Below are 23,666 nucleotides of genomic sequence, written 5' to 3'. Positions count from 1 at the left end.
TCCATGCACAAAGTCCGCTATCTAAATTTTCAGCAGTTGTTACAGGAAACAGTACCATTAATTTTTCTGATGAAAGTACGGGGAACCCAACTGCCTTAGCTTGGGAATTCTCAGGTGGAAATCCTTCCTCTTCCACAGCTGCAAATCCTAGTGTCTCTTATGCGGCTGCAGGGAATTACCTTGTGAAACTCACAGTAACCAATTCCTTTGGTTCTTCAACGATTTCGACTCCAATTTCAGTTTCAGAAGCAGGAATGATAGATCTTTGTACAGGAAGATATGACGATGGTACATTGATGACAAATGGAACATTAGATTCAGATTGGACGTACACAAATGGGAACGGTTCGTCGGGAACAGCCTCTTCTAGATATGATGCGAGCGGATGGTCATATCCACAGCTTATTACTTTTCCGGGTCCGAAAAGAAGTACTTTCATTACAAGTAACATAGGGGTTGGACTTTCTACTTATGTCAGTAAATCTTTTACTATCCCCGCAAATCTTAATGCTATATTCTCTTTAGAGACTTTAGCGTGGGACAGGCAAACTACATACTTGGTAAAAGAAAATACAGATGGAACTACAATGGAGACACTTATTTCTAACTCAAGCGCTACCCCCGCAATCTATACCACCCGAAATACAAATTTTGACGGTCCAATCAGTGAGGGGAATTACAGAATAAAAGTTGTTGTTGATAATCAAAGATCTACTCAACGAAATTCTGCAAGCGTTGCAGGATTTATTTCTTTAGGATTAATTGCTACCACTAATCCGGTTGTAGAATTCACATCTGATGCAGTTAATGCCTGTAAAGATGCCATGGTTGTATTTAGCACAACAGAAAATACAGGAAGTACCTATGATTGGACATTTACCGATGGAACAAATGTTATAACAGCAACAGGAGCTCATCCTTCAGTAGTTTTTGCTGTTGCGGGTTATTATGATGCAGAATTGAAAGTTACTCATTCAAATGGTCAAATTTCTATACTGCAGATAAGTGATTATATTCAAATAACGAATTGTATAACAACTGATTATACAAAATCTCCTAACAGCTATATTTTCGACCCCAGTCAAAATAACGCCGGTTTATATATCCCTGTAAAAAAAGCTTATGTAATGTGGTCTTCCAATGAATATCTAAGAGAAGGTGGAACAAACACACCTATTCCGAGCGGAACAAATACAGCAAGCTTATACTGGGAAGATGTTCCGGGTCTGATAAAATCTGTTGCTCTTGAGGGAATCGGTGAAAATGCAAAGATAAAAGTATTGGTAGACAAGAAAAAAGGTAAAGGAAATGCTGTTGTTTCATATAAAGTTAACGACCAGATTTACTGGAGTTGGCATGTTTGGGTTACGGATGATCCTACCCAAAATGGCTCCACTTTTTCTCAGCAATTTGAAACTGATATTAATAATCAGCCATTTCAGGTAAAATATTTAGACAGAAATTTGGGAGCTACTTCAAAAGAATTTTTAGGGAATGAATGGAACAAATCCGGCGGACTGATGTACCAATGGGGAAGAAAAGACCCGATTCCTACATTCGTATACAAAGATTATTCATTTTATGAAATTTATAATGAAAATGGTACGATAAGACATAAAGATACTCCAACAGTTCCTAATTCTACGAAGTTTATTGATAATACTGCACGACCTTATGACGAGATTGGCAAAAATATTAAATATTCAGTCCAAAATCCTCTTACTATACTTCACAATACAGATTCAGGAACATGGTTTTCAAAAGAACAATACCGCAACAGCACGACTGCATGGGATTTATGGGCGGATAATTACAGAGGCGGTATGAGTAATGCAAGCTCAAGCAATACGTCATTAAAGGCTGACAGTAAATCTTACGAGCTAAAATCTTCATTTGATCCTTGTCCAAACGGGTGGAGAGTTCCTTCTCATTATGGAAGAATAACAACTAATAATAATCATAGCCCTTTTGGAAGATATAATAGCGGAGTAAATGATGATACAAACGCTTCTAATAATGCTCTTACTCCAACCGCACAAAATACCGCTCTTCCAGGTGCTAAGGTTTATCCGGGATTAGGATATGATTTCAGAGAGAATTCAAATCGAAATCTGGGGGTAATCCCTGTTTCCGGTAATTATGAATATTATCCAAATGACGTCTCTCCTAATTCAGAGCCACACATAGAGTTTCAGGATGAAGCAGCAGACGGAGCAATTTGGGAAGCTACTTATGCTCAAGGAGGAACTCGAGCTTTCAAATATATATCTGAACCGACAAGCGGAACTCACGGTTCTCACAAAATATTTATTAATGAGCTACCGCAATCAAAAGATGGGAATGCAGTAAGATGCATGAAAGACCCTAATCTTTTCACCGTAGCAACAGCCAGTTATGGTGCAACAGATTTCCCTACAGAGTTTGTTCCTGAAACGGATCCTGTAAATTATTTTGAGGGTGAATTGAATTTACCCAACAGCTATATGATTGCCAATCATACTACAAGTCCGAAAACGATTAATATTCCGATTAAAAAAGCATTTTCAGTATTTGCTAAATATTTTCCGGAAGATTATGATGTAAATTTTGGTTCTGGTGCATTGTCTAATCTTAAAACCGCTGTTTTATGGACAGATAATAATCAGCTGATCAGCCAGCTAAGTTTTAATTCATCTTCAGCCAGCCGAAATTCTGAGCTGGTAGTAAATATTAATCCACAGCAATACGGAAATGCCGTTGTTATTTTGTACAATGGAAATTTAAGCAATCCGCAGATATTGTGGTCATGGCACATATGGGCTACGGATGAGGAAGTAAGCAATTACAGATATACTAATGATTCTACTTTGTCTGCTACTTATCATATTATAAATCCAACACCTAGTAGAAAACCTCCTCTTACGACTACTTTTATGGATAGAAATTTAGGTGCTGTTTCAGCAATGCCTACAGCTTTAAAAGATAATCCGAGCGATGCTGCTTTATTGAATAAAGCTAAGGAATCAGGAGGTCTACATTTTCAATGGGGAAGAAAAGATCCAATACCAAGTTTTATCAAGCCTGGTGGAAGTACATATTCAATTTACAAAGGAATAACAGAAATTACACCTTCCGCCGGTTTTTCTTTAGCTTATACAAATATCTCTTCAAGCAATTATCTTACTAACTATACAGAGAATTATAACAGTTACAGTACCGCTGCAGGAGTTTTGTCAGGCAATAAAAAATATATAAATGCAGAAAAAGTATTAAAATATTCTGTTAAAAATCCACTCACTTTTTTATATCATAATACGATACATAATCCTGCAGTTTATGACTGGATTTCTGATGAGAATGGTTTAGCTCCTGACAGATGGGGACATGCTGATAAAAAATCTCCATTCGATCCATGCCCGCAAGGTTGGAGGGTTCCGGATGTGATGGCTGTTATACAAGAAAATGGAAGCTCACCTTGGTACAATGGTAAAATAAATGGAAATACTCAACACAATCCACATTATATTGGTTCAAATTACGGTGGTGTACACATAGAGAGCGCAGGGATAATGTATGGTTGGATCCTAAATAATCCTAATTATAATATCGGAAACTTTCCAAATACCAGTTTTAGAGGAAATGGCAATACTAATACAATATATACAAATAAAGCATATACTGGCGTTTGGAGCTCGGGTGCTTCTCAGCACTTAGAAGGCAACTCAATTGGTATGAGAATTAAAACAGAATCAGGTGGTCATATGTTGGCTTCAGGAGATCAGGTATCTCCACAGACTGCTATGAATGTAAGATGTGCAAAAGACGAACCAAGATATTTAGGAATGACTCCTATTCCTCCAGATTCTTATATTACGCCTGAGACATCATCGGATAAAATGCTGAATAATATGGCAGCTTCAGTAGATAACCAGGAAAAAATATCTTTATATCCTAATCCTGTTACAGATATTCTCACCGTGAAGACATCTGAACCATTTAACTATATAATTTACGGTGTGGACGGGAAAAAAGTAATATCAGGTTCAGAAATAAAATCTGCCATAGATATTAGTGCACTTATTCAGGGTAACTATATTATTGATATAATTACTAAAAAGAGTTCGAAAAGCCTGAAATTTATTAAAAAATAAATTCATTTATTTTATCGCATTAATTAAAAACCACGCTTCTTCAAGGCGTGGTTTTTAATTAATACATTGAAGTTAAATCAGAGTTTTATTTGTTAACTCTAAAATATTTTATTATTAAACTTATAAAATGCTTTTTTAGAGATCATAGTTCAATTAAAATTACATCGTATATTTGTAAAAATCATTTTTTTTATGGAAAAACCACTTATTCTGGTAACAAATGACGACGGTATTACAGCTCCGGGTATCAGAAATCTTGTAGAATTTATGAATGAAATTGGGGAAGTAATTGTGGTTGCTCCCAACTCGCCACAAAGCGGAAAAGGTCATGCAATTACCATCAACTCCACTTTAAGCTATGAAGAAGTACATTTAGACGGTCCGCAAAGAGATTTTTCGTGCAGCGGAACGCCGGTAGACTGCGTTAAGATGGCTTTGGATAAAATACTTCCCAGAAGACCGGATGTTGTAGTTTCCGGAATTAATCACGGTGCAAACTCATCCATCAACGTTATTTATTCGGGCACAATGTCTGCAGCGGTGGAAGGTGGTGTAGAAGGATTGCCTTCGATTGGCTTTTCGCTTTTAGATTTCAGCTGGGAAGCAGATTTTACGCAGGCTAAAGAATATATCCAGGGTATCGTTACGAAAACTTTAGAAAATCCGATGCCTAAAGGTGTGGTACTAAATGTAAATATCCCTAAACTTTCGAAAGAAGAAATAAAAGGAGTGAAAATCTGCAAGCAGGCTCATGCAAAATGGGAAGAAAGTTTCGATGAAAGAATCAATCCGCACGGAAAGAAATATTATTGGTTAACAGGTTATTTCAACAATATGGATGAATCTGAAGATGCTGATGAAACTGCTTTGGCAAACGGATATATTTCAATTGTTCCGGTAAAATTTGATTTAACCGCTTACGAGTATATGAATACTTTGAGTGAGGTTATGAAGTTTGATTAAATTTTTCTCCCACTGATTTCACAGATTTTCACAGATTATTGCGTGTAAAAAAATCTGTTGGAGTCTGTGAATTGATGTAAAAATTTAGTCTGACTAATTATTTTGCCACGAATACACAAATATTATTAAAAATAAAATTCGTGCATTCGTGGCAATTTTATTCTCAATCATCCGTGAAAATCTGTGAAATCTGAGGGAAATTTAATTAAAACAAAACCTTATCCTCCTTTCTCAATTCTTCCAAATATTTAATTTTATCATCACGATAAAAAAGATTCATCGTTTCAAACGGAATAAGCTTTAAATCTTTATTCACAATATGAACACAGGATTTTTTCACAGCACGAACATCAAAATCGTGTGCATCCATAAAATTCATAATGATGATCCTAAACAAATTATCATAGTCCAAATTAGGAGCGGAAACTTCAGGAAGACAACACAATAACTGGTTTACTTTAGGCTGAACTTTATCCACAGAAATTCCCGTACTGAAAATATCTAAAAGCTGCATTTGTAATCCTGTGTCTTGCTCGTAGACGATTGTATTTCTGGTTTCATTATTCAGCAAATCGGCAGGATTGATGTATCTCGTCAAAGGAATTGTTTCGCCTTCTAATTTCAAAATATAACCCATCGCCAGAGCATCCGGATTACACGGAACAGGAATGATGTCGTCGCCATTCAACAGCGGAAACTGGTTTAAAATTTCCTGTCTTACTTCCGTCAAGGTAATTTTTTCGTGTGCAGAATCGTCCCGGTTTCTTCCCGCAATTTCTACAGGCTGGAAGGTAATTCCGCGGACGCATTTTTGTTTTAAAGCAAAATCAATTATTTTACCTATCTCATCAATATTTTTATCTTTCTGAAGAACAATAACCAGCGTTGTAGAAAGGTTTAAAGCATTCAATTTCTCCAAAGCTTTCATTCTTACATCCGTCAAATCTTTTCCTCTGAAATCTTCTAAAACTTCAGGTTTAAAAGAATCAAACTGCAGATAAATTTCAAATTCAGGAGCATAAGTAGCCAATTTTTCTGCAAAACCAGGGTCATTGGCAATTCTAACACCATTTGTGTTGAGCATTAAATGTTTGATGGGTTTCGACTTGGCAATATCCATGATTTTGAAAAACTCAGGATGAATCGTAGGTTCACCCCCACTGATCTGTACAACATCCGGTTCGCCTTCATTTTTTACGATTACATCAAACATGGCTTCAATTTCTTCCAAACTTCTGTGGCTTCCGTAGTGCGGAGAAGACATTGCATAACAAGTCGGACACGTCAGATTACAGCGATCTGTAACTTCCACGATCGAAAGGCAGCTATGTTGCTCATGATCAACACACAAACCGCAATCGTAAGGACAGCCATATTCTACTTCGGTTCCGAAATGTAAAGGCATTTCAGAAGCTTTATTGTAATTTCTGATGTTCTTGTAATAATGAACATCGGAAGCAATTTTAGTCTTAAAAAATCCGTGATCAGGACATCTTTTCGTCATAAAAACAGATTCGTCTTCGATGATAATCTTGGCTCCTACCCTTTTCAGGCATTCCGGACAAAGGCTGATCGTATAATCGTAATAAGTATAATTTCTTATCGGCATAGTTTATTTTTACATTCCACCACAAACAAAACCACTGATTAATCCGCCAATCAACATAGAAATCAAAACCGTTCTCCAAAATTGTCCGGTAGTAAATTTCTTTGTGTTATCCCATTCGTAAATCACTTTTGCAATCGCAGCAACCACTAACGAAACAACGAAAACTACGATGAGAATAATTCCGATAATCATCACCACGATCCCTCCTAAATCCATATTACCTTCCAGAAGCGTCAGAGTTTTCATTTTGTAATTTTTTTTGAGTTTTTAATTTTATAAATGTAATAAATAATTACACAAATACATACCAATTGTATGGTTCCCAAATTTCCAATAATATCAATTTTAGGTTTAATAAAATCTAATAAAAATCTGAAGCTAAAGTAACTTAACATAAACAGCTGAAAAATAGATCCTGAAGGATATTTATTTTTTTTCTGAATTATTTTTAAAACAATCCACAAAACAATAAGAAAAGCAATTTCGTACAGCGCAACAGGATGCCTTAAATACTGATCGCCAAGATGCATTCCGAAAATAGAATCTGTCGGTAATCCGTAAGTTTCCTCGTGTATTCCTGTAAGAAAACAGCCAATTCTTCCGATGATCATTGCTAAAATTAAAGGATAAACAATGAGATCTCCGGTACTTTCTTTATGCCCGACTATTTTTTTTGCCCACTCTACGCCGATGAGCCCGAAAGCCAAACCTCCGATAATTGTATTATTCGTCCAGAGTCTTTTAAAATTGAAATTTTCAAACAGCGTGTAAGGATTTTCAAGATTTCCAATGAGTTTAGAACCAATCAAAGCTCCGGCTGTAGCTCCGATTAAAACTGCCGCAGAAGTGTTGAACGACAGTTTTTCTTTTGATTTTCGCTTTAAATAAAAATAATACCGCATCCCGATAAAAATCCCGACGGTTTCAAAAACAGGATGTGCCAAAATCGTTTTACCGAAAATCTGAAAGGTTACAGGAAAATCCATAAAACCAAAAATAGGATATTTCAATTGATGTTGAGACAATTTTTGCGAATTATTTCTCCCACAGATTTCACGGATTTGCACAGATGATTGCGTTAAAAAAAACTTATTCTAATTATCTCAAAATAGTTTTCTTTGTAATTGTTTGAATAATACTACTATTTTTCAATATTTACATAGCATAATTAGCTGTTAAATATGCTGTATTTTGCCACGAATGCACAAATATTTATTTAAAAAGTTATGGTAAATAATTCGTGTATTCGTGGTAATTTAATTTTCAATCATCCGTGAAAATCCGTGAAATCTGCGGGAGACGAATTTTGTCACATTACTCATAAATATTTTATAAAAACAATTGTTTTCGAGAATTCTAAAAATCTTTTCCTTAATTTTAATTAAAATAATTTTCCAAATTATGCGAATAGAATATGATATAAAACTGGGATTTAAAGACGTAATGTTCAGACCAAAACGTTCTACTTTGAAATCCCGTTCTGAAGTTAATCTTGAAAGAGAATTCACCTTTAGACATACCAAAAAAAAATGGAAGGGAACGCCGATTATTGCAGCCAATATGGATACCGTCGGAACTTTCGAAATGGCGGTTGAGCTTGCAAAAGATAAAATCATAACAGCCGTTCACAAACATTATACTCCGGAAGAATGGAGCAATTTTTTAAATAATCAGCCCGAAGAAATTCATCAGTATATTGCATTAAGCACTGGAACAGGAAAAGCAGATGAAGAAAAAATAAAAACCATCCTCGAAAAGCACCCAAAAATCGAGTTTCTCTGCATTGATGTTGCCAATGGTTATTCTGAGCATTTTGTTGAGTTTGTGAAGAAAGCAAGAGCCAATTTCCCTGACAAAATTATTATGGCAGGAAATGTCGTAACCGGAGAAATGGTGGAAGAGCTGCTTTTAGTCGGTGCAGATATTATCAAAGTAGGAATCGGACCGGGCTCGGTTTGTACAACAAGGGTAAAAACGGGAGTTGGATATCCTCAACTTTCAGCAATTATTGAATGTGCCGATGCAGCGCATGGTTTGAAAGGTCATATTATTGCAGACGGAGGCTGTAAAGTTCCCGGAGATGTTGCCAAAGCTTTTGGCGGCGGAGCAGATTTTGTAATGCTTGGCGGAATGTTTGCCGGTCATGACGAAAGTGGCGGTGATTTAGTGGAAGAAAATGGCAAAAAATTTAAGCTATTTTATGGAATGAGTTCTAAAACAGCTATGGATAAACATTCCGGAGGTGTTGCGGAATACCGAGCTTCGGAAGGAAAAACGGTGAAGGTTTCTTACAAAGGTTCGGTTTCAGAAACAGTGAAAGATATTTTGGGTGGTGTGAGATCAACCTGTACTTATGTGGGAGCTTCCACGCTAAAAGAATTATCTAAAAGAACGACTTTTATACGGGTTCAGGAGCAGGAAAATCAGGTTTTTAATGATTAAAATAAAAATCCCTTTCATAAATTTTACGAAAGGGATTATATTTAAATTTAAATATTTTCTTAAGTTAACATTCCTCCGTCAACGTTTAAAACCTGACCGGAAATATAAGAAGACATCTCGCTTCCTAAGAATACGCAAGCATTTGCCACATCTTCAGGCTGTCCTCCTCTTTTCAAAGGAATTCCGTCTCTCCATCCCTGAACTGTTTTTTCGTCTAAAGCAGCAGTCATTTCAGTTTCAATAAATCCCGGAGCAATCGCATTGCAACGGATGTTTCTTGAACCTAATTCCAAAGCGATAGATTTTGTAAACCCGATAACTCCTGCTTTAGAAGCAGCATAATTTGCCTGTCCTGCGTTACCTTTTACTCCTACTACAGAAGTCATATTGATAATAGAGCCAGATTTTGCCTTCATCATTGGTTTAATTACCGCTTTTGTAAGGTTGAATACAGAATCTAAGTTTACTTTGATAATCGTATCCCAATCGTCTTTAGACATTCTCATCAACAAATTATCTTTAGTAATCCCTGCATTGTTTACCAAAATATCGATTTTACCAAACTCTGTCATTACATCATCCACCAATTTCTGTGCAGCTTCGAAATCTGATGCATCAGACTGATAACCTTTAATCTGAGTTACAGAACTTAAAGCAGTTTCTAATTCTTTCGCTTTTTCTACAGAACCGGCATATGTAAATGCTACTTTTGCACCCTGCTGCGCAAAAATTTCGGCAATCCCTTTCCCGATTCCTCGTGTAGCTCCGGTAATTAGCGCTACTTTTCCTTCTAATAGTTTCATATAATGATTATTTTATTTTTAAAAATCCAAACAATTTGAGTGATACAATTATTCAGTTTGCAAATATATATATTTTGTTTTTGCGAGGTTTAATTCACCAATTAATCCGCAATTATATTCTAAAATACCGCCTTTTCTTCCGAGGTAGTAAAATCAAGCACCTCAGATTCTTTATCTTTTGTGAGGGTAAGCTTTTTGTTGTCTGCAGAATATTTATCATAAATAACTTCTGTAAGAGGCTCATTTTTAAGGTTGGTAACGCCAAATTTATCTCCTTTCTGCACCACAACTTCATCTCCTGAAAGAAAGCTTACAATATCATCGTAGATAAAAGGAACAATCTCATTTCCTTCCTCATCAAGCATTCCGTAAAGGTTTTCTTTATTTTTGCCGATTATTGCAGGATAAAACTGAAACGGTTTTATGGAAACAATATTCTTTATGGGCGTGTAAGATTTGTCTTTTGGTGAAAATTTATAATAAACTTTATCTTTTTTAACAATGATGTTATTAAAAAAGATTTTCTCGATCTGAAATCCTTCGTCCAAAACATTTTCAAAATTCTCATCTAAAAGTTTTTCCTCGTCATCCTTGCTTACAAAAACATAATTTTCGCCTTTTATTTTAAAGCCTTCCACAACGTCATATTCTTTAGGCAAAATAATGTCGCCATTCATTTTAATAACAGCAATTTTAGGATTTTTATTGTCTTTGAGTGTTTTAAAAATGCCGTTAAACAAATGATTCACGTAATGATATTCTGTAGGGAAAACTTTTCTTTCCGTTTTAGAAAAAACACTTACTTTATTGTCTTTGATAAGGTAAATATAAYTGCGCCCTACAAAAGCCTGATCGTATATATTTTCTGCTAAAACCTGCTCATTTTCATCTACGATTCCGTATTTATTTTTAGCAATATTTTTAGTGATCAGAAAAGGAAAACCATTAATATCCTCGATATAATGATCTGAAAACCGGCTCACCGTTTTACCGTCGATATCGATCACTTCACCGGTTTTTATTCCGGTATTTACATAAACTTTTCCTTTGTAAAATTTAAGGTTTTCCTTGAACTCTCTGTCAGAAACCTGTTGACCGTCAAAATTATAAATAAACCAGAGCTTATCTTTTTTAATAAAAAATCTGCTGTCGTTTGCAAATTCTATTTTATCCTGAAACGGAATAATCTGTTTACCATTATAGTCGTAAACACCGTCTTTCCCGTCTTTTGAAACAATCAGACGATCTCTGTTTTCCCAGGTTCTGTATTTAAATTTATCTAACGGGATCAGCTGATCTCCGTTTGCGTTTATTAAAGCCGTTTTTCCCGCCGATTCACCTTCTTTTGCCTTCAGAATAAACCTGTTTTTTGATAAGCGGAGAATTTCACTTTTATAAGGATAATTAAAAGAAATTGTTCCCAGAGAATCTATGATAGAAGAATTTTCTGCATCAGAACCGGTAACGATTCCGTAGCCATTGGTGTAAGAGCGTACTTCTTTCCCGATTTTTTTAGATAATAATATCTCTTTGTACTGATTGGTCTGTGCTGAAAAAATACCCGAAATCAGGATGAAAATTATTTTTTTCAATGAAATTACTTTAAAGAATTATTAACGATTAAAACAATTTCACCTTTTAAAGTTTTACTTTTAGAGAATTCAATTAACTCATTGATTGTTCCTCGTTTAGTTTCTTCAAATTTTTTTGAGATTTCACGGCTTAAACTTGCTTTTGTCTCTTCACCGAAAAATTCTTTTATCTGTTCCAAAGTTGTATTTATTTTATGCGGACTTTCGTATAAAACGATTGTTTTTTTCTCTTCTGCAAGCTGCTTCAGCTTGGTTTGTCTGCCTTTTTTCTGAGGTAAAAAACCTGCAAAAAGAAATTCGTTATTCGGCAAACCGGAAACCACCAAAGCCGGAATTAAAGCCGTTGCGCCGGGAAGACAAATCATTTCAATATCGTGATCTGATCCCGCTTTTGCCAGTAAATAACCCGGATCTGAAATTCCCGGAGTTCCTGCATCGGTAATAATGGCAATATTTTGTCCGTTTTTAAGGTCTGCAATCACTTTTTCTGTCGCCTGATGCTCGTTGTGAAGATGATAAGATTTCAAAGGTTTTGAAATTTCAAAATGCTTCAGTAGAATTCCCGAAGTTCGGGTATCTTCACACAAAATATAGTCTGCTTCCTTCAGCGTATTGATCGCTCTGAAAGTCATGTCTTCAAGGTTTCCGACCGGTGTCGGAACAAAATATAAAATACCGCTCATTAATTTAAATATTTGAATCCAAATAACCCTTTATCATAAACAACATTTATTGTATCACCATGTTTTATTTGATTCAAAGGCTGTGCTTTGTTTATTTTCCTTTTTTCATTTAGTCGAGTAAAAAATTTTCTGTCTGAAATATATTCTTTACTATTTTTTGTTCGAATTGAAATCTGATTTTCATAATTAAATATCACATATTCAACCTTTTCCTTTTCCACAGATTTTATCTGATTGATATACAACGCATTAATTGTAATAAAATTAACAAGGAAAGAATATCCTAAAAATAATAAAAAGAGAAAAGCAAGTATCAATCCGCCAATTTCCTCAGCATTTTTTTTGATTTTAATAAAGACAAAAAGAAAAAGAATAACGTATATAAAAAGATAAATTTTCCATGAATAATTATCTTCAAAATATTTTACATCACTTTGCAGATATTTTGTTTTAACAAAAGGCTTTTCAAGAAAAATATAAATAGATAAAACCGCAATACAAATAATGTAAAATATAAGTTTATCAGATTTTATTTTTTTTCCAAAAACATTAATGTTTCTGCTCATTGAGATTCTATAAAAATTTATTTTCTACCAATACCCAAAGTCTTTGAGCATATTCATCTACTTTTTCCCAGTTTTTATCGTAATACAGCTCACTCAGAAATTCTTTTGCTTCGTCTAAATTTTTGCATCTGTTAAGCTCAGAAATGGCATCATTCAGATCGGTCTGACTTCCGTTGAAAAGTACCTTTGTAAAAGCAAGCCTGTCATTCAGATCAAGCCTGAACTCGGGTCTTGGCTTTTTGGCTTCCATAAAATCTGTAGGAATATTTGTTTTAATTAAACTTCCCGTATCTTCTTTTACCACCGGAATTTCTACTTTTTCATGCGGAGTTTCTCTTTCCAGAGGATCATCATCAAACAAAGTCTGAATTGTTTTCAAACCTCGTATGTTGGCAAGCTTTATTTTCTTTTCCTGGCGATACGCTTCAATATTTTCAAAACTTTCGTCAGATTTCGGAACTTCCTGCGTTATTTCAGGTTGTGATTTATCAATATCAACAATTTTTCCGCGGTTAGAATCTTCTGTTTTCAGTTCAATTTCCTCTTCCGGAGCCTCAGAATCTTTTTTAATTTCATTTAAAATAGATTCTACATTTGAGCTTTCTGAAATAATCTCATCATTTTCATGATTAAAGGTTGAAACATATTCATTTTCCGTTTCTTCAATCAAAATTTCATTTTCCTGATGTTCCGTTTCAAAAATATCCGGAATAATATGGGTTTCTGCGGATGTTTTTTCAGAATTAACATTCTCTTCGTCAGTAATTTCATTTAACTGATCATTGAAAACAATTTCTTCTTCTGTAACTTTTCCGTTAAAAATTTCATCACTAAAATCGTCATCATTTTCAGGCTCAGAATCTTCTAAAATTCTTTCCTCATCTACAAAACTCAAAACACGGTCAGTATTTTCTGGTTCTTCATCAATTTCATTCAACTGTTTGTTGAAAACTGCTTCCTCTTCAAGTTCAAGGTGATCTGAAATTTCGTCTGAAACAAAATTTTCGTTCGCTTCAGGCTGGTTTTCTTCGGCAAGATTTACGATACTCTCATGAAAATCGCTTTCAATAATTTCATTCAGCTGATTATTAAAAATGGCTTCTTCTTCCTCAACTTCAGTTTCAGTTTCAGAAAAAGATTCATTGCCAATTTCGTTCAGTTCGTTATTAAAAATAGCTTCTTCTTCGGTAACCAAATAGTTTGAAACCAAAGATTCTTCTTTTTTATGATCGTTAAAATTTGAATTTTGCTGTTTGTAATCGCCCAGATTCTTATCCAGCAATTTCAAAAAAGCAATTTTTTCTGCAAGATCATTCAGAAGATCCTGTTTCGAAATCAGTTCGTCAACATTATTTATTTTGCCCAAAATATCAATGATACTCGTGGATTCAAAAAAAATCTTATCCTTTAAATCTTGAATGTTCTGCATCGTAGATTCTTATTAAAATTGCTTACTTTTGATGTTAAAATATTACGGCTAATTTAACAAATGTTTTTAGAAAATACAATTAATCATTCCAAACAGAGCGGTTGGATGGAAGTTATTTGTGGCTCAATGTTTTCCGGAAAAACCGAAGAGTTGATCCGAAGACTCAGAAGGGCAGAAATGGCGGGGCAGAATGTGGAAATTTTTAAACCTAAAATTGATGTGCGATATTCTGATGAAGACGTGGTATCGCACAACCAAAACAAGATTCGCAGTACTGCGGTAGAAAATCCTGATGAAATTATTCTGTTGGGATCAAATTGTGATGTGGTGGGAATTGATGAAGCACAGTTTTTTGATGAAAGTATTGTAGCTGTTGCCAATCAGCTTGCCAACAGCGGAATCCGTGTGGTAATTGCAGGTTTGGACATGGATTTTCTTGGGCGCCCTTTCGGACCGATGCCTTATCTTATGGCAACTGCAGAATACGTTACAAAGGTACACGCCATTTGCAGGAGAACAGGAAATTTAGCCAATTATTCGATGAGAACTTCTGAAGGAAAAAATCTGGTAGAACTCGGAGAAACAGAATCTTACGATGCAGTAAGCAGAAGAGTTTTTGTGGATGAAGTTTTAAATAAAAAAGAAGTTTAATATCATATTTATTTTTAATTTTGTTTAAAATTTAATAGTAAAAACTATCAAAAAATGATATTAGAAATTAAAAATTATATAAAAATAAGTAATTCTATTGATGAGATTCTGAAAAACTCGCCTTTCAAAATAAAATATATTATTGAAAAGACAGGGATTTCTGAACCTACATTTTTTAGGAAAATGAAAGAGAAAAAATTTCTCCCAGAAGAATTGCTGAAAATTGCTGAGATCATTGAGCCGGAAAGTTCTTTTTTAGAATCTTTAAAGGAAGCAGAAAAAGAGCTGGATGAAGGTAGATATTTTTCTCACAGCGATGTAATGAGAATTTCTGAAGAACGTTTTTTGAAGAAATATGGAAATAAGATGGTCTAATTTTGCTCTTCAAGATCTTGAGCAAATTGAAGATTATATTGGAAATCGTTTTACGTACAGAGAATATCAGAAATTTATGGAGATTCTTAACCGTAAAATTGAATTGATTTTAGATAGAAAAGTAATTTTTCAAAAATTAGATCAATCATCTGATTACCATAAACTTATGATCACAGAGCAGACTACGCTTATTTACAAACTAGAATCTGAATATCTCAAAATATTATGCTTATACAACAATTATCAGAACGAAGACAAAAAATTTGTGATTGATGATCTTTAAAATGAAATGAATTATACAGTAAAACAAATCGCAGACATCACCAATGCAAAAATCATTGGCAATAAAAATATAATCATCAAAAACATTGCTTTTGACAGCAGGATTATTTATTCTACAAAAAACACAGCTTTTATTGCGATTAATACTTCTAAAAATTCTGGTGAAAAATTTATTGAATCTGCTATTGACAGAGGAATTAACATCATTATTTCTGAGCATCATCATCCACATTTTGAAAATATAACCTGGATTATTGTTGAGAATTCTGTAAAATTTCTCCAGAAATTAGCACAATATCATTTTAAAAATTCGCCTATACAATCTGTCGGAATTACAGGCAGCAACGGAAAAACTATTTTAAAAGAATGGTTGTATCAATGTCTTTGGAACGAGTTTCCGACTGTGAAAAGTCCTAAAAGTTTCAATTCACAGATTGGTTTGCCACTTTCTTTGCTTCAGATAAATGATTCTCACAAGCTGGGAATTTTTGAAGTCGGCATTTCAAAGCCCGATGAAATGGAAAAACTGGAAAATATTTTCCAGCCAAAAATTGGTTTGCTTACCCATATCGGAACTGCGCATCTTGCCAATTTCAAATCTGAAGAAGACCTGATCGATGAAAAAATAAAACTTTTCAAAAATTCTGAAGTAATCATTTATAACAGCGATAATTCACTGGTTTATAAAAAGATAAATGAAATTTATTCAAGTAAAAAATTAATTTCTTACGGTCTTACAAATTCAAGCCAGGTTTATTTCAAAAATAATATTTCAAGAGACGAGCAGTTTGTCRTGCAATATTTTGACGAAGAAATATCTTTCCCTGTTCATCAAAGAGACGAAGCTACTTTAACAAATGTTTTGGCGCTTATAACTGTACTGAAGGAGTTAGGAGTTGAAAATCACAAGATCATCGAAAAAATCAATGCTTTAAAGGCTGTAGAAATGAGATTGGAAGCAATTGAAGGAACTAAAAGCAATATTATCATTAATGATTCTTTTAACCTTGACCTGGATTCCCTTAAAACCGCTCTTCAGTTTTTGAATGAATATAAAAAGCCCAAGAAATCTTTGGTTTTAACTGATATAGTCGGCGTTAATTCCAATTCAAAAGATCTGTATGAAGAAGTTTCTGAACTGGTTAACGAACAAAAATTTGATACGGTTTTCTTAATCGGTGACGAAATATCAAAATTTAGTGATTTATTTAAATCTAAAATCTATACTTTCATTAATACTCAGGAATTAATTGAAAGTAAACATCTTACAGAATTAGAAAATCAAATCATTTTACTTAAAGGCGCAAGAAAATTTGAAATAGAAAAAGTAAAAGACCTGCTTGAGCTCAGAAAACATGATACGGTTTTAGAGATCAATTTAAATGCACTTCTGCACAATATTAATTATCATAAATCTTTACTAAAACCATCAACAAAAATGATGGCAATGGTAAAGGCAAATGCTTACGGATTAGGAAGTTATGAAATTTCCGAATTTCTGCAGCATCATCATATCGATTATCTTGGAGTTGCCTTTGTTGATGAAGGTGTCGAGCTTAGGAAAAAAGGGATTACCGTTCCTATTGTTGTAATGAATCCTGAACAGCACAGTTATGAAACAGTGATTCAATACAACTTAGAACCCGAAATTTATAGTTTCCGAGTTTTGGAATTGTTTTATGAAGCTGTTCAAAAATCCGGGTATGATAAGAAATACCCTGTTCATATTAAGCTGGAAACAGGAATGCATCGTCTTGGCTTCAAAGATTTTGAATTAGATCAATTGGGTAAAACTTTAAATACAATGAATGTAAAAGTTCAGAGTATTTTCAGCCATCTTTCGTCTTCAGATCTACCGGATGAAAGAGAATTTACTTTAAACCAGCTGGAAATATTTGAAAAAAATTCAAATTATTTGATAGAAAGATTGGGCTACACTCCTATTCGACATATCCTTAATTCTTCAGGAATTACAAGTTACACAGCTCAGCAGTATGACATGGTGAGAATCGGAATCGGAATGCTGGGAGAATCACCAAATAGTGATATACAAAAACAATTGCATTCTGTGGTAAGCTTTAAAACAGTTATTTCGCAGATTACTTTAGTAGAAAGTGGTGAATCAGTAGGTTACAGCAGAAGATTTAAACCCCACAAATCTACAAAAATAGCCACAATTCCTGTTGGTTACGCAGATGGAATCCCGAGATTAATAGGAAATCAAATCGGAAATGTGGGGGTGAATAAAACTTTAGCACCAATTGTAGGAAGCATTTGTATGGATATGATGATGATCAACATCGATCATATTCCTAATGTAAAAGAAGGCGATACTGTAACTGTTTTCAATGCAAAACCCAGCCTTAAAGAATTTGCAGAATACTGCAAAACAATAACTTATGAAGTATTAACTTCCATTTCACCTCGTGTAAAACGGATTTATGTAAAAGATTAATTATGAGAAAACTCCTCACTTTTCTGTTCTTATTTCTGCTGCTTCAGATACAGTCTCAGGTAAAGAAAGATTTGGTGATTCCCAAGAATCCCAGAATCGGTCTTTCGCTTGCAGGAGGCGGAGCTAAAGGTTTTTCCCATGTAGGAGTTCTTAAAGTTCTAGATTCTTTGGGCGTAAAAGTAGATTATATCTCCGGTACAAGCATGGGAGCGATTGTAGGAGGTCTTTACGCAGCAGGATATTCTGGTAAAGAAATTGAAAAAATTGTGATGGATACCGATTTCTACTCATTGATCAGAGATCCGAAATCAAGAAAAGAAAGTTCATTTTTCAATAAATCTGTCGACAAATATCTTTTCTCCATTCCTCTTAAAAATGGAAAGTTTAACCTCCCTTCTTCCATCAGTTCCGGGCAGAAGAATGTTTATCTTTTAAAAGAATTATTTAAAAACGTTTCCAACATCAATGATTTTTCAAAACTGCCAATTCCGTTTATGTGCGTTGCCACCAATCTTGAAAGCGGGAATATGAAGATTTTTGAAAGCGGAGATCTGGTACAGTCTATTATGGCAAGTTCTGCATTTCCTTCATTAATGGATCCCGTGAAAATTGGCGACAGTATTTACATTGATGGTGCAATGACGGTAAATTATCCTTCAAAACCTTTAAAGGATAAAGGAATTGATATTGTAATCGGAGTAGATCTAAATCAGGATTTATCTAAAAGAGAAGATCTGAATAACATAATCTCTATTCTTAACCAGGTTATCGATTTCGGTATTCAAAAAGATACAAGAAGACAATATCGACATACCGATATTAACATCAAACCCAATCTTACCGGAATGACCGCTACAAGCTATGATGACAAGAAAAAAATTCTTGACAGCGGTTATGTAGAAGGCTTAAAATATGCAGCAATTTTAGACCAATTGCCGAAACGTGAATTTGACCGCGTTAGACAGGCCGTAAATCCAATATATTCTAATGTCTATAAGATTGACAGCATTTCGATCGATGGCGGCAGAATTTACGGTAAAAACTACGTTCTCGGAAAGATGGGGCTCCGTCTTCCGTCTTTACAAACATATGGAAGCATTAATAAAGGTTTAGATAAACTTGTTGCAACCAACAATTACCGTTTTATCAATTACGATATTGTTACCGAGAACAACATTAATTATCTTAAATTATATGTAACCGAAGACGAAGCCAGACATTTTCTGAAAGTGGGACTTCACTATGATGAAATTTTCAAAACGGGTCTTCTATTAAATTATTCGGCAAAAAGGCTTTTATTTAAAAATTCAAACCTTTCCTTAGATGTAATTGTAGGTGATAAGCCGAGATATTATTTAAACTATTTCATAGACAACGGTTATATTCCGGGATTTGGCATCTATTCTTCAGGGATGAGTTTCGATTTGAAGAATAATTCAAATATTAATGTTGATAAATGGGAATGGCTGCGTAACGAAGCGTATATACAGTCTGTCTGGAAAAATAAATTTGCAATCGGATCCGGAATCAGTCATGATTACTTTGAAGCCGAAATGAACGGTTTAAATAAGCGTTATAACCGATTCTTAAATCCATATGTATTTCTGAAAAGCGATACTCAAAACGATAGAGATTTTCCTACAAAAGGCGTTTATCTGAATGCAGAAGGAAAAGTTATAGATTTATTGAAATCTGAAGTTGAGAAACGACTGATTCAGGTGAAAGCTGATGTGAGAGTAAATCTTCCCATAACAAAAAAGTTGAGCTATCATCTTAATCTTTATGGCGGAATTACCATCGGAGATAATTTACCCGAATATTATCAATATAGACTTGGAGGAATATTTGAGCAGAATATTGTCAACTTCAAAAACTTTTCGGGCTTTTACTTTGCCCAGCTCAATACCAACAATGTAGTTTTGGTTTCAAATGATCTTCAGTTTAAATTTTATAAAAACTTGTTTTTAAGTGGAAATTTCTCTTTTGCCAATCTTTCAGATGATATAAGTTTTGAAGATGCCGTGAAAGTAAATTACAGCTCAGTAGGAGCTACTTTAGGCTACAAATCTCCTTTCGGACAAATAAAACTGAATTTCAGTCACTCATTAAAAAATAATCAAAAAGGAATATTCAGTGTGATTTTAGGACACTGGTTTTAAAAAAATGATACAATTCTTTTATGAAAATTTACCGGAATCGGTAAATACAGAATACACAACCTGGCTCGAAGATCTTATTCTTTCGGAAGGTAAAAAACTTGGTGAAATCAATTATATATTTTGTGACGACGAATATTTATTGAAAGTAAATCAGGATTATCTGCAACATGATTACTATACAGATATTATTACTTTTGACTATGTAAAAGGAAAAACAATAAGCGGAGAGATTTTCGTATCTTTGCAGCGCATTTCAGACAACGCTTCTACCCTATCCAAAAATTATGAAGAAGAGCTCAGAAGAGTTTTGGCTCATGGTATTCTTCATCTTTGCGGATACAAAGATAAAACGGAAGCAGAAGAACAGTTAATGCGAAGCAAAGAAGACCAATATTTAGAAATATTTCAAAATAAATTAAGTAGGTTTTAGATATTAAACAATTTCTAATCTCTTAATTTAAATGTCTAAATATTATTTCAAAAGCGCTTTAAAGGCGATTATAGCTTATAAATTTAGATAATGTTTCACGTGAAACATTTTAGTAAAAGAATAGAATTTAAGGCTTAAAACAAGCAATAAAATATGATTTTAGAAATATATGATGTAATTGTAGTAGGTGCAGGTCACGCAGGCTGTGAAGCCGCAGCTGCTGCAGCCAATTTAGGTTCAAAAACTTTATTGGTTACTATGAATATGCAGACCATTGGACAAATGAGCTGTAACCCTGCAATGGGCGGAATTGCAAAAGGACAGATCGTACGAGAAATCGATGCGATGGGCGGTTATTCAGGGATTATTGCAGATAAATCTGCGATTCAATTCAAGATGCTTAACCTTTCAAAAGGTCCTGCAATGTGGTCTCCAAGAACACAGAATGACAGAATGCTTTTTGCGGAAGAATGGCGTTTAGCATTAGAAAATACCCCAAATCTTGATTTTTTTCAGGATATGGTAAAAAGCTTAATTATAGAAAATAATAAGGTAGCAGGGGTTGTAACCTCATTAGGAATCGAAATAAGATCAAAGTCTGTAGTTTTAACTAATGGTACATTTCTTAATGGTTTAATCCACGTTGGAGATAAACAATTAGGAGGTGGAAGAATGGGCGAACCAAGAGCCTTTGGTATCACAGAACAACTATCGTCTTTAGGTTTTGAAGCAGGAAGAATGAAGACTGGTACTCCACCCAGAGTAGACGGTAGAAGCCTTGATTACTCTAAAATGGAAGAACAAAGAGGAGATGAAAAACCTCAGAAATTCAGTTATTTAGACACGCCTAAATTAACCAAACAATTAAGCTGCCACATTGTTTATACCAATGAGACCGTACACGATATTTTACGTGAAGGATTCGACAGAAGTCCTATGTTTAATGGTACAATTCAAAGTTTAGGACCAAGATATTGTCCAAGTATTGAAGACAAAATAAATCGTTTTGCTGAAAGAACAAGACATCAGCTATTCGTAGAACCTGAAGGCTGGAAGACTGTAGAAATTTATGTAAATGGTTTCAGTTCTTCTCTTCCTGAAGACATTCAGATAAAAGCAATGAAACAGATTCCGGGATTTGAAAATGTAAAAGTTTTCAGACCTGGTTACGCTATTGAATACGACTACTTCCCTCCTACTCAATTAAAGCATACTTTAGAAACTAAATTGGTTGATAACTTATATTTTGCAGGGCAAATCAACGGTACAACCGGATATGAAGAAGCGGCCGGACAAGGCTTAATGGCAGGTATTAATGCCCATAATAAAGTTCATGAAAAAGATGAATTTATTCTAAACAGAGATGAAGCTTATATCGGTGTTTTAATTGATGATTTAATCACGAAAGGCACTGAAGAACCTTACAGAATGTTTACTTCAAGAGCAGAATACAGGCTACTTTTAAGACAGGATAATGCAGATATCAGATTGACTGAAAAAGCTCATCAATTAGGTTTGGCAAAAGACGAAAGATTAAAAAGAGTTGAAGAGAAAATAGCTAAAAGTCAGGAACTTGAGGCATTTTTACGAGAAACTTCTTTAAAGCCGGGAATCATTAATCCTATTTTGGAAAGCATTGAAAGTAATCCTGTAGACCAAGCTTACAGAGCATCACAATTTCTTACAAGACCTAATATTACCTTGGAAAAACTTGAAGAAATTGACGCCATAAAAGAAGTTTCTTCAAATTATGATGATGAAGTAAGAGAACAGGCTGAAGTAAATATAAAATATAAAGGTTATATAGAAAAAGAAAAAGAGAACGTTGCAAAGCTTAATCGTTTAGAAAATGTAAAGATTCCTGAAGATTTTGATTACCTAAAAATATCAAGTTTATCTGCAGAAGCTAAACAAAAAATGAATAATGTAAGACCTAAAACGGTAGCTCAAGCAGGAAGAATCAGTGGTGTTTCTCCAGCCGATATAAACGTTTTATTGGTCTATTTAGGACGTTAATTATAAAATGTTTCACGTGAAACATAGATAAAATAAAAGCGAAAATTAAGATATTTATGAGCTTATTTTAAACTCTGAATATCTTAATTTTTAATATAAAAAGAATATATTCATGAAAATAAAAGATCATTTTCTTTCTCAGGAAATATTTGAAATCAAAGAAACAGAAATAAAAGGTGTCTTCAAAACCACTCCTATCCCATCAAATATTTCTAAATATTATGAAAGCAAAGATTACATTTCTCATCATCAGGATTCCGGAAGTTTGAAAGAAAAGCTATATAAGTTTTTACAGTCTTTTAATCTTCAATACAAAAAAACAATTCTTTTAGATAGAATAAAAAAAGGATCAAGAGTTTTAGACTACGGTTGCGGAGCCGGAGAATTTGTAAAATTTATAGAAAATGATTTCGAAGTTTTCGGTTTTGAACCTAATTCAGATGCAAGGAAAGCTGCAAAAAATAAAATTTCAAAGGCAACAATTTTAGATAACATCAATACAATCGAAGATGACAGTCTTGATGCCATTACACTTTGGCATGTGTTTGAGCATATAGAAAATCAGGATGAGATGCTCGAAATTTTCAATAAAAAACTTAAAGAAAAAGGCTTACTAATCATTGCAGTTCCCAACCCTACTTCTTACGATGCAAAACATTATAAAGAATTTTGGGCAGCTTATGATGTACCTCGACACATCTATCATTTTTCTAAAAACGGAATGGAAAATCTTATCTCTAAGAAACCAAACTGGAAAATGAGAAAAATTAAGCCTCTCGTTTTAGATTCGTTTTATATCTCGTTATTAAGCGAAAAATATAAAAAATCACCCTTATTTTGGCTAAAAGCAGCGGTTCACGGAACGATTTCTAACGTAAAAGCCCTTTTTTCTAACGAATTTTCAAGTTTGATATACATAATAGAAAAAAAATAGAAAATCGAATTTTAACCCATTTCTGAAGGTCGATTTTTCACATTTTTAATACAAAAAACAAAAAACTCAGGAAATTTTCCTGAGTTTTACTTTTAATTTAATTTTAAATGATCTGATTTTTTAAATTRCTCCTACCTTATTTTCATA

Annotated in this window: 19 protein-coding genes; 11 read left to right on the top strand and 8 right to left on the bottom strand. The window is 34.0% G+C overall.

Translation table 11 applies throughout. From position 1 onward, the window contains the following. Both AB4Y90_RS03920 and surE read left to right on the top strand, forming a co-directional pair. The coding region (locus AB4Y90_RS03920) for a PKD domain-containing protein (RefSeq protein ID WP_441556105.1) at nucleotides 1-4,130 on the top strand (4,130 nt) is incomplete at its 5' end. 192 nt (nucleotides 4,131-4,322) lie between these two features. Then, complete coding sequence (gene surE / locus AB4Y90_RS03915) at nucleotides 4,323-5,093, top strand: 5'/3'-nucleotidase SurE (protein ID WP_441556104.1); 771 nt, start codon at nucleotides 4,323-4,325, stop codon at nucleotides 5,091-5,093. Between the two features lie 205 nt (nucleotides 5,094-5,298). On the opposite strand, the gene AB4Y90_RS03910 is transcribed toward surE, so the two are convergent. Genes AB4Y90_RS03910 through AB4Y90_RS03900 form a run of 3 tightly spaced genes read right to left on the bottom strand, consistent with a single transcriptional unit; the run spans nucleotide 5,299 to nucleotide 7,727 of the window. Then, nucleotides 5,299-6,702, bottom strand: a complete 1,404-nt coding sequence (locus tag AB4Y90_RS03910; RefSeq protein WP_441556103.1) for a radical SAM protein — start codon at nucleotides 6,700-6,702, stop codon at nucleotides 5,299-5,301. Nucleotides 6,703-6,711: 9 nt separating this feature from the next. Next, complete coding sequence (locus AB4Y90_RS03905; RefSeq protein WP_441556102.1) at nucleotides 6,712-6,948, bottom strand: hypothetical protein; 237 nt, start codon at nucleotides 6,946-6,948, stop codon at nucleotides 6,712-6,714. Next, the gene (locus AB4Y90_RS03900) at nucleotides 6,945-7,727 is read right to left on the bottom strand and encodes a prolipoprotein diacylglyceryl transferase (RefSeq protein WP_441556101.1); all 783 of its coding nucleotides are present in this window, start codon (nucleotides 7,725-7,727) and stop codon (nucleotides 6,945-6,947) included. Before AB4Y90_RS03900 ends, AB4Y90_RS03905 begins: the two co-directional genes overlap by 4 nt. Nucleotides 7,728-8,103: 376 nt before the next feature. Here AB4Y90_RS03900 and AB4Y90_RS03895 point away from each other — a divergent pair, with 376 nt between their 5' ends. Next, nucleotides 8,104-9,144 carry a GMP reductase gene (locus AB4Y90_RS03895; protein ID WP_441556099.1) on the top strand — a complete coding sequence of 347 codons (1,041 nt, stop codon included), beginning with the start codon at nucleotides 8,104-8,106 and terminating at the stop codon, nucleotides 9,142-9,144. Between the two features lie 59 nt (nucleotides 9,145-9,203). On the opposite strand, the gene fabG is transcribed toward AB4Y90_RS03895, so the two are convergent. The 5 genes from fabG to AB4Y90_RS03870 all read right to left on the bottom strand — a co-directional run bounded on the left by fabG (nucleotide 9,204) and on the right by AB4Y90_RS03870 (nucleotide 14,217). Next, nucleotides 9,204-9,947: a 3-oxoacyl-[acyl-carrier-protein] reductase gene (gene fabG / locus AB4Y90_RS03890; RefSeq protein ID WP_441556098.1), complete on the bottom strand. Its 744-nt coding sequence runs from the start codon at nucleotides 9,945-9,947 to the stop codon at nucleotides 9,204-9,206. A gap of 119 nt (nucleotides 9,948-10,066) precedes the next feature. Further along, nucleotides 10,067-11,539: a WG repeat-containing protein gene (locus AB4Y90_RS03885; RefSeq protein WP_441556097.1), complete on the bottom strand. Its 1,473-nt coding sequence runs from the start codon at nucleotides 11,537-11,539 to the stop codon at nucleotides 10,067-10,069. A gap of 5 nt (nucleotides 11,540-11,544) precedes the next feature. Further along, a complete protein-coding gene (gene rsmI / locus AB4Y90_RS03880; RefSeq protein WP_441556095.1) occupies nucleotides 11,545-12,222 on the bottom strand; it encodes a 16S rRNA (cytidine(1402)-2'-O)-methyltransferase in 678 nt (225 codons plus the stop codon). Continuing rightward, nucleotides 12,222-12,539: a hypothetical protein gene (locus AB4Y90_RS03875; protein ID WP_441556093.1), complete on the bottom strand. Its 318-nt coding sequence runs from the start codon at nucleotides 12,537-12,539 to the stop codon at nucleotides 12,222-12,224. The genes rsmI and AB4Y90_RS03875 overlap by 1 nt, the downstream gene beginning before the upstream one ends. 256 nt (nucleotides 12,540-12,795) lie before the next feature. Then, entirely contained in the window at nucleotides 12,796-14,217 is a 1,422-nt protein-coding gene (locus tag AB4Y90_RS03870) for a hypothetical protein (protein ID WP_441556092.1), read from the bottom strand. Nucleotides 14,218-14,277: 60 nt separating this feature from the next. On the opposite strand from AB4Y90_RS03870, the gene AB4Y90_RS03865 reads away from it, so the two are divergent. The 8 genes from AB4Y90_RS03865 to AB4Y90_RS03830 all read left to right on the top strand — a co-directional run bounded on the left by AB4Y90_RS03865 (nucleotide 14,278) and on the right by AB4Y90_RS03830 (nucleotide 23,519). Further along, on the top strand, nucleotides 14,278-14,868 hold the full coding sequence (locus AB4Y90_RS03865) for a thymidine kinase (RefSeq protein WP_441556090.1): 591 nt from the start codon (nucleotides 14,278-14,280) through the stop codon (nucleotides 14,866-14,868). A gap of 54 nt (nucleotides 14,869-14,922) precedes the next feature. Next, a complete protein-coding gene (locus tag AB4Y90_RS03860) occupies nucleotides 14,923-15,243 on the top strand; it encodes a hypothetical protein (RefSeq protein WP_441556088.1) in 321 nt (106 codons plus the stop codon). After that, the gene (locus AB4Y90_RS03855) at nucleotides 15,224-15,526 is read left to right on the top strand and encodes a hypothetical protein (protein WP_441556087.1); all 303 of its coding nucleotides are present in this window, start codon (nucleotides 15,224-15,226) and stop codon (nucleotides 15,524-15,526) included. Before AB4Y90_RS03860 ends, AB4Y90_RS03855 begins: the two co-directional genes overlap by 20 nt. A gap of 6 nt (nucleotides 15,527-15,532) precedes the next feature. Then, nucleotides 15,533-17,980, top strand: coding sequence for a bifunctional UDP-N-acetylmuramoyl-tripeptide:D-alanyl-D-alanine ligase/alanine racemase (locus AB4Y90_RS03850; protein ID WP_441556086.1), 2,448 nt, complete (start codon nucleotides 15,533-15,535; stop codon nucleotides 17,978-17,980). A 2-nt stretch (nucleotides 17,981-17,982) separates the two neighbouring features. Continuing rightward, on the top strand, nucleotides 17,983-20,139 hold the full coding sequence (locus AB4Y90_RS03845; RefSeq protein ID WP_441556085.1) for a patatin-like phospholipase family protein: 2,157 nt from the start codon (nucleotides 17,983-17,985) through the stop codon (nucleotides 20,137-20,139). 4 nt (nucleotides 20,140-20,143) lie between these two features. Continuing rightward, a complete protein-coding gene (ybeY, locus tag AB4Y90_RS03840; protein ID WP_441556084.1) occupies nucleotides 20,144-20,569 on the top strand; it encodes an rRNA maturation RNase YbeY in 426 nt (141 codons plus the stop codon). A gap of 153 nt (nucleotides 20,570-20,722) precedes the next feature. Then, a complete protein-coding gene (gene mnmG, locus AB4Y90_RS03835; protein ID WP_441556082.1) occupies nucleotides 20,723-22,585 on the top strand; it encodes a tRNA uridine-5-carboxymethylaminomethyl(34) synthesis enzyme MnmG in 1,863 nt (620 codons plus the stop codon). 112 nt (nucleotides 22,586-22,697) lie between these two features. Continuing rightward, nucleotides 22,698-23,519 (top strand): class I SAM-dependent methyltransferase, encoded by an 822-nt coding sequence (locus AB4Y90_RS03830; protein ID WP_441556081.1) that lies wholly within the window; start codon nucleotides 22,698-22,700, stop codon nucleotides 23,517-23,519. The last annotated feature ends 147 nt before the right edge of the window (nucleotides 23,520-23,666 follow it).

The organism is Chryseobacterium sp. 2TAF14 (genome assembly GCF_052115105.1).
GTDB lineage: Bacteria > Bacteroidota > Bacteroidia > Flavobacteriales > Weeksellaceae > Chryseobacterium.
Note: the sequence above shows the minus strand (reverse complement) of the source record. Positions and strands in the feature narration are given on the sequence as shown.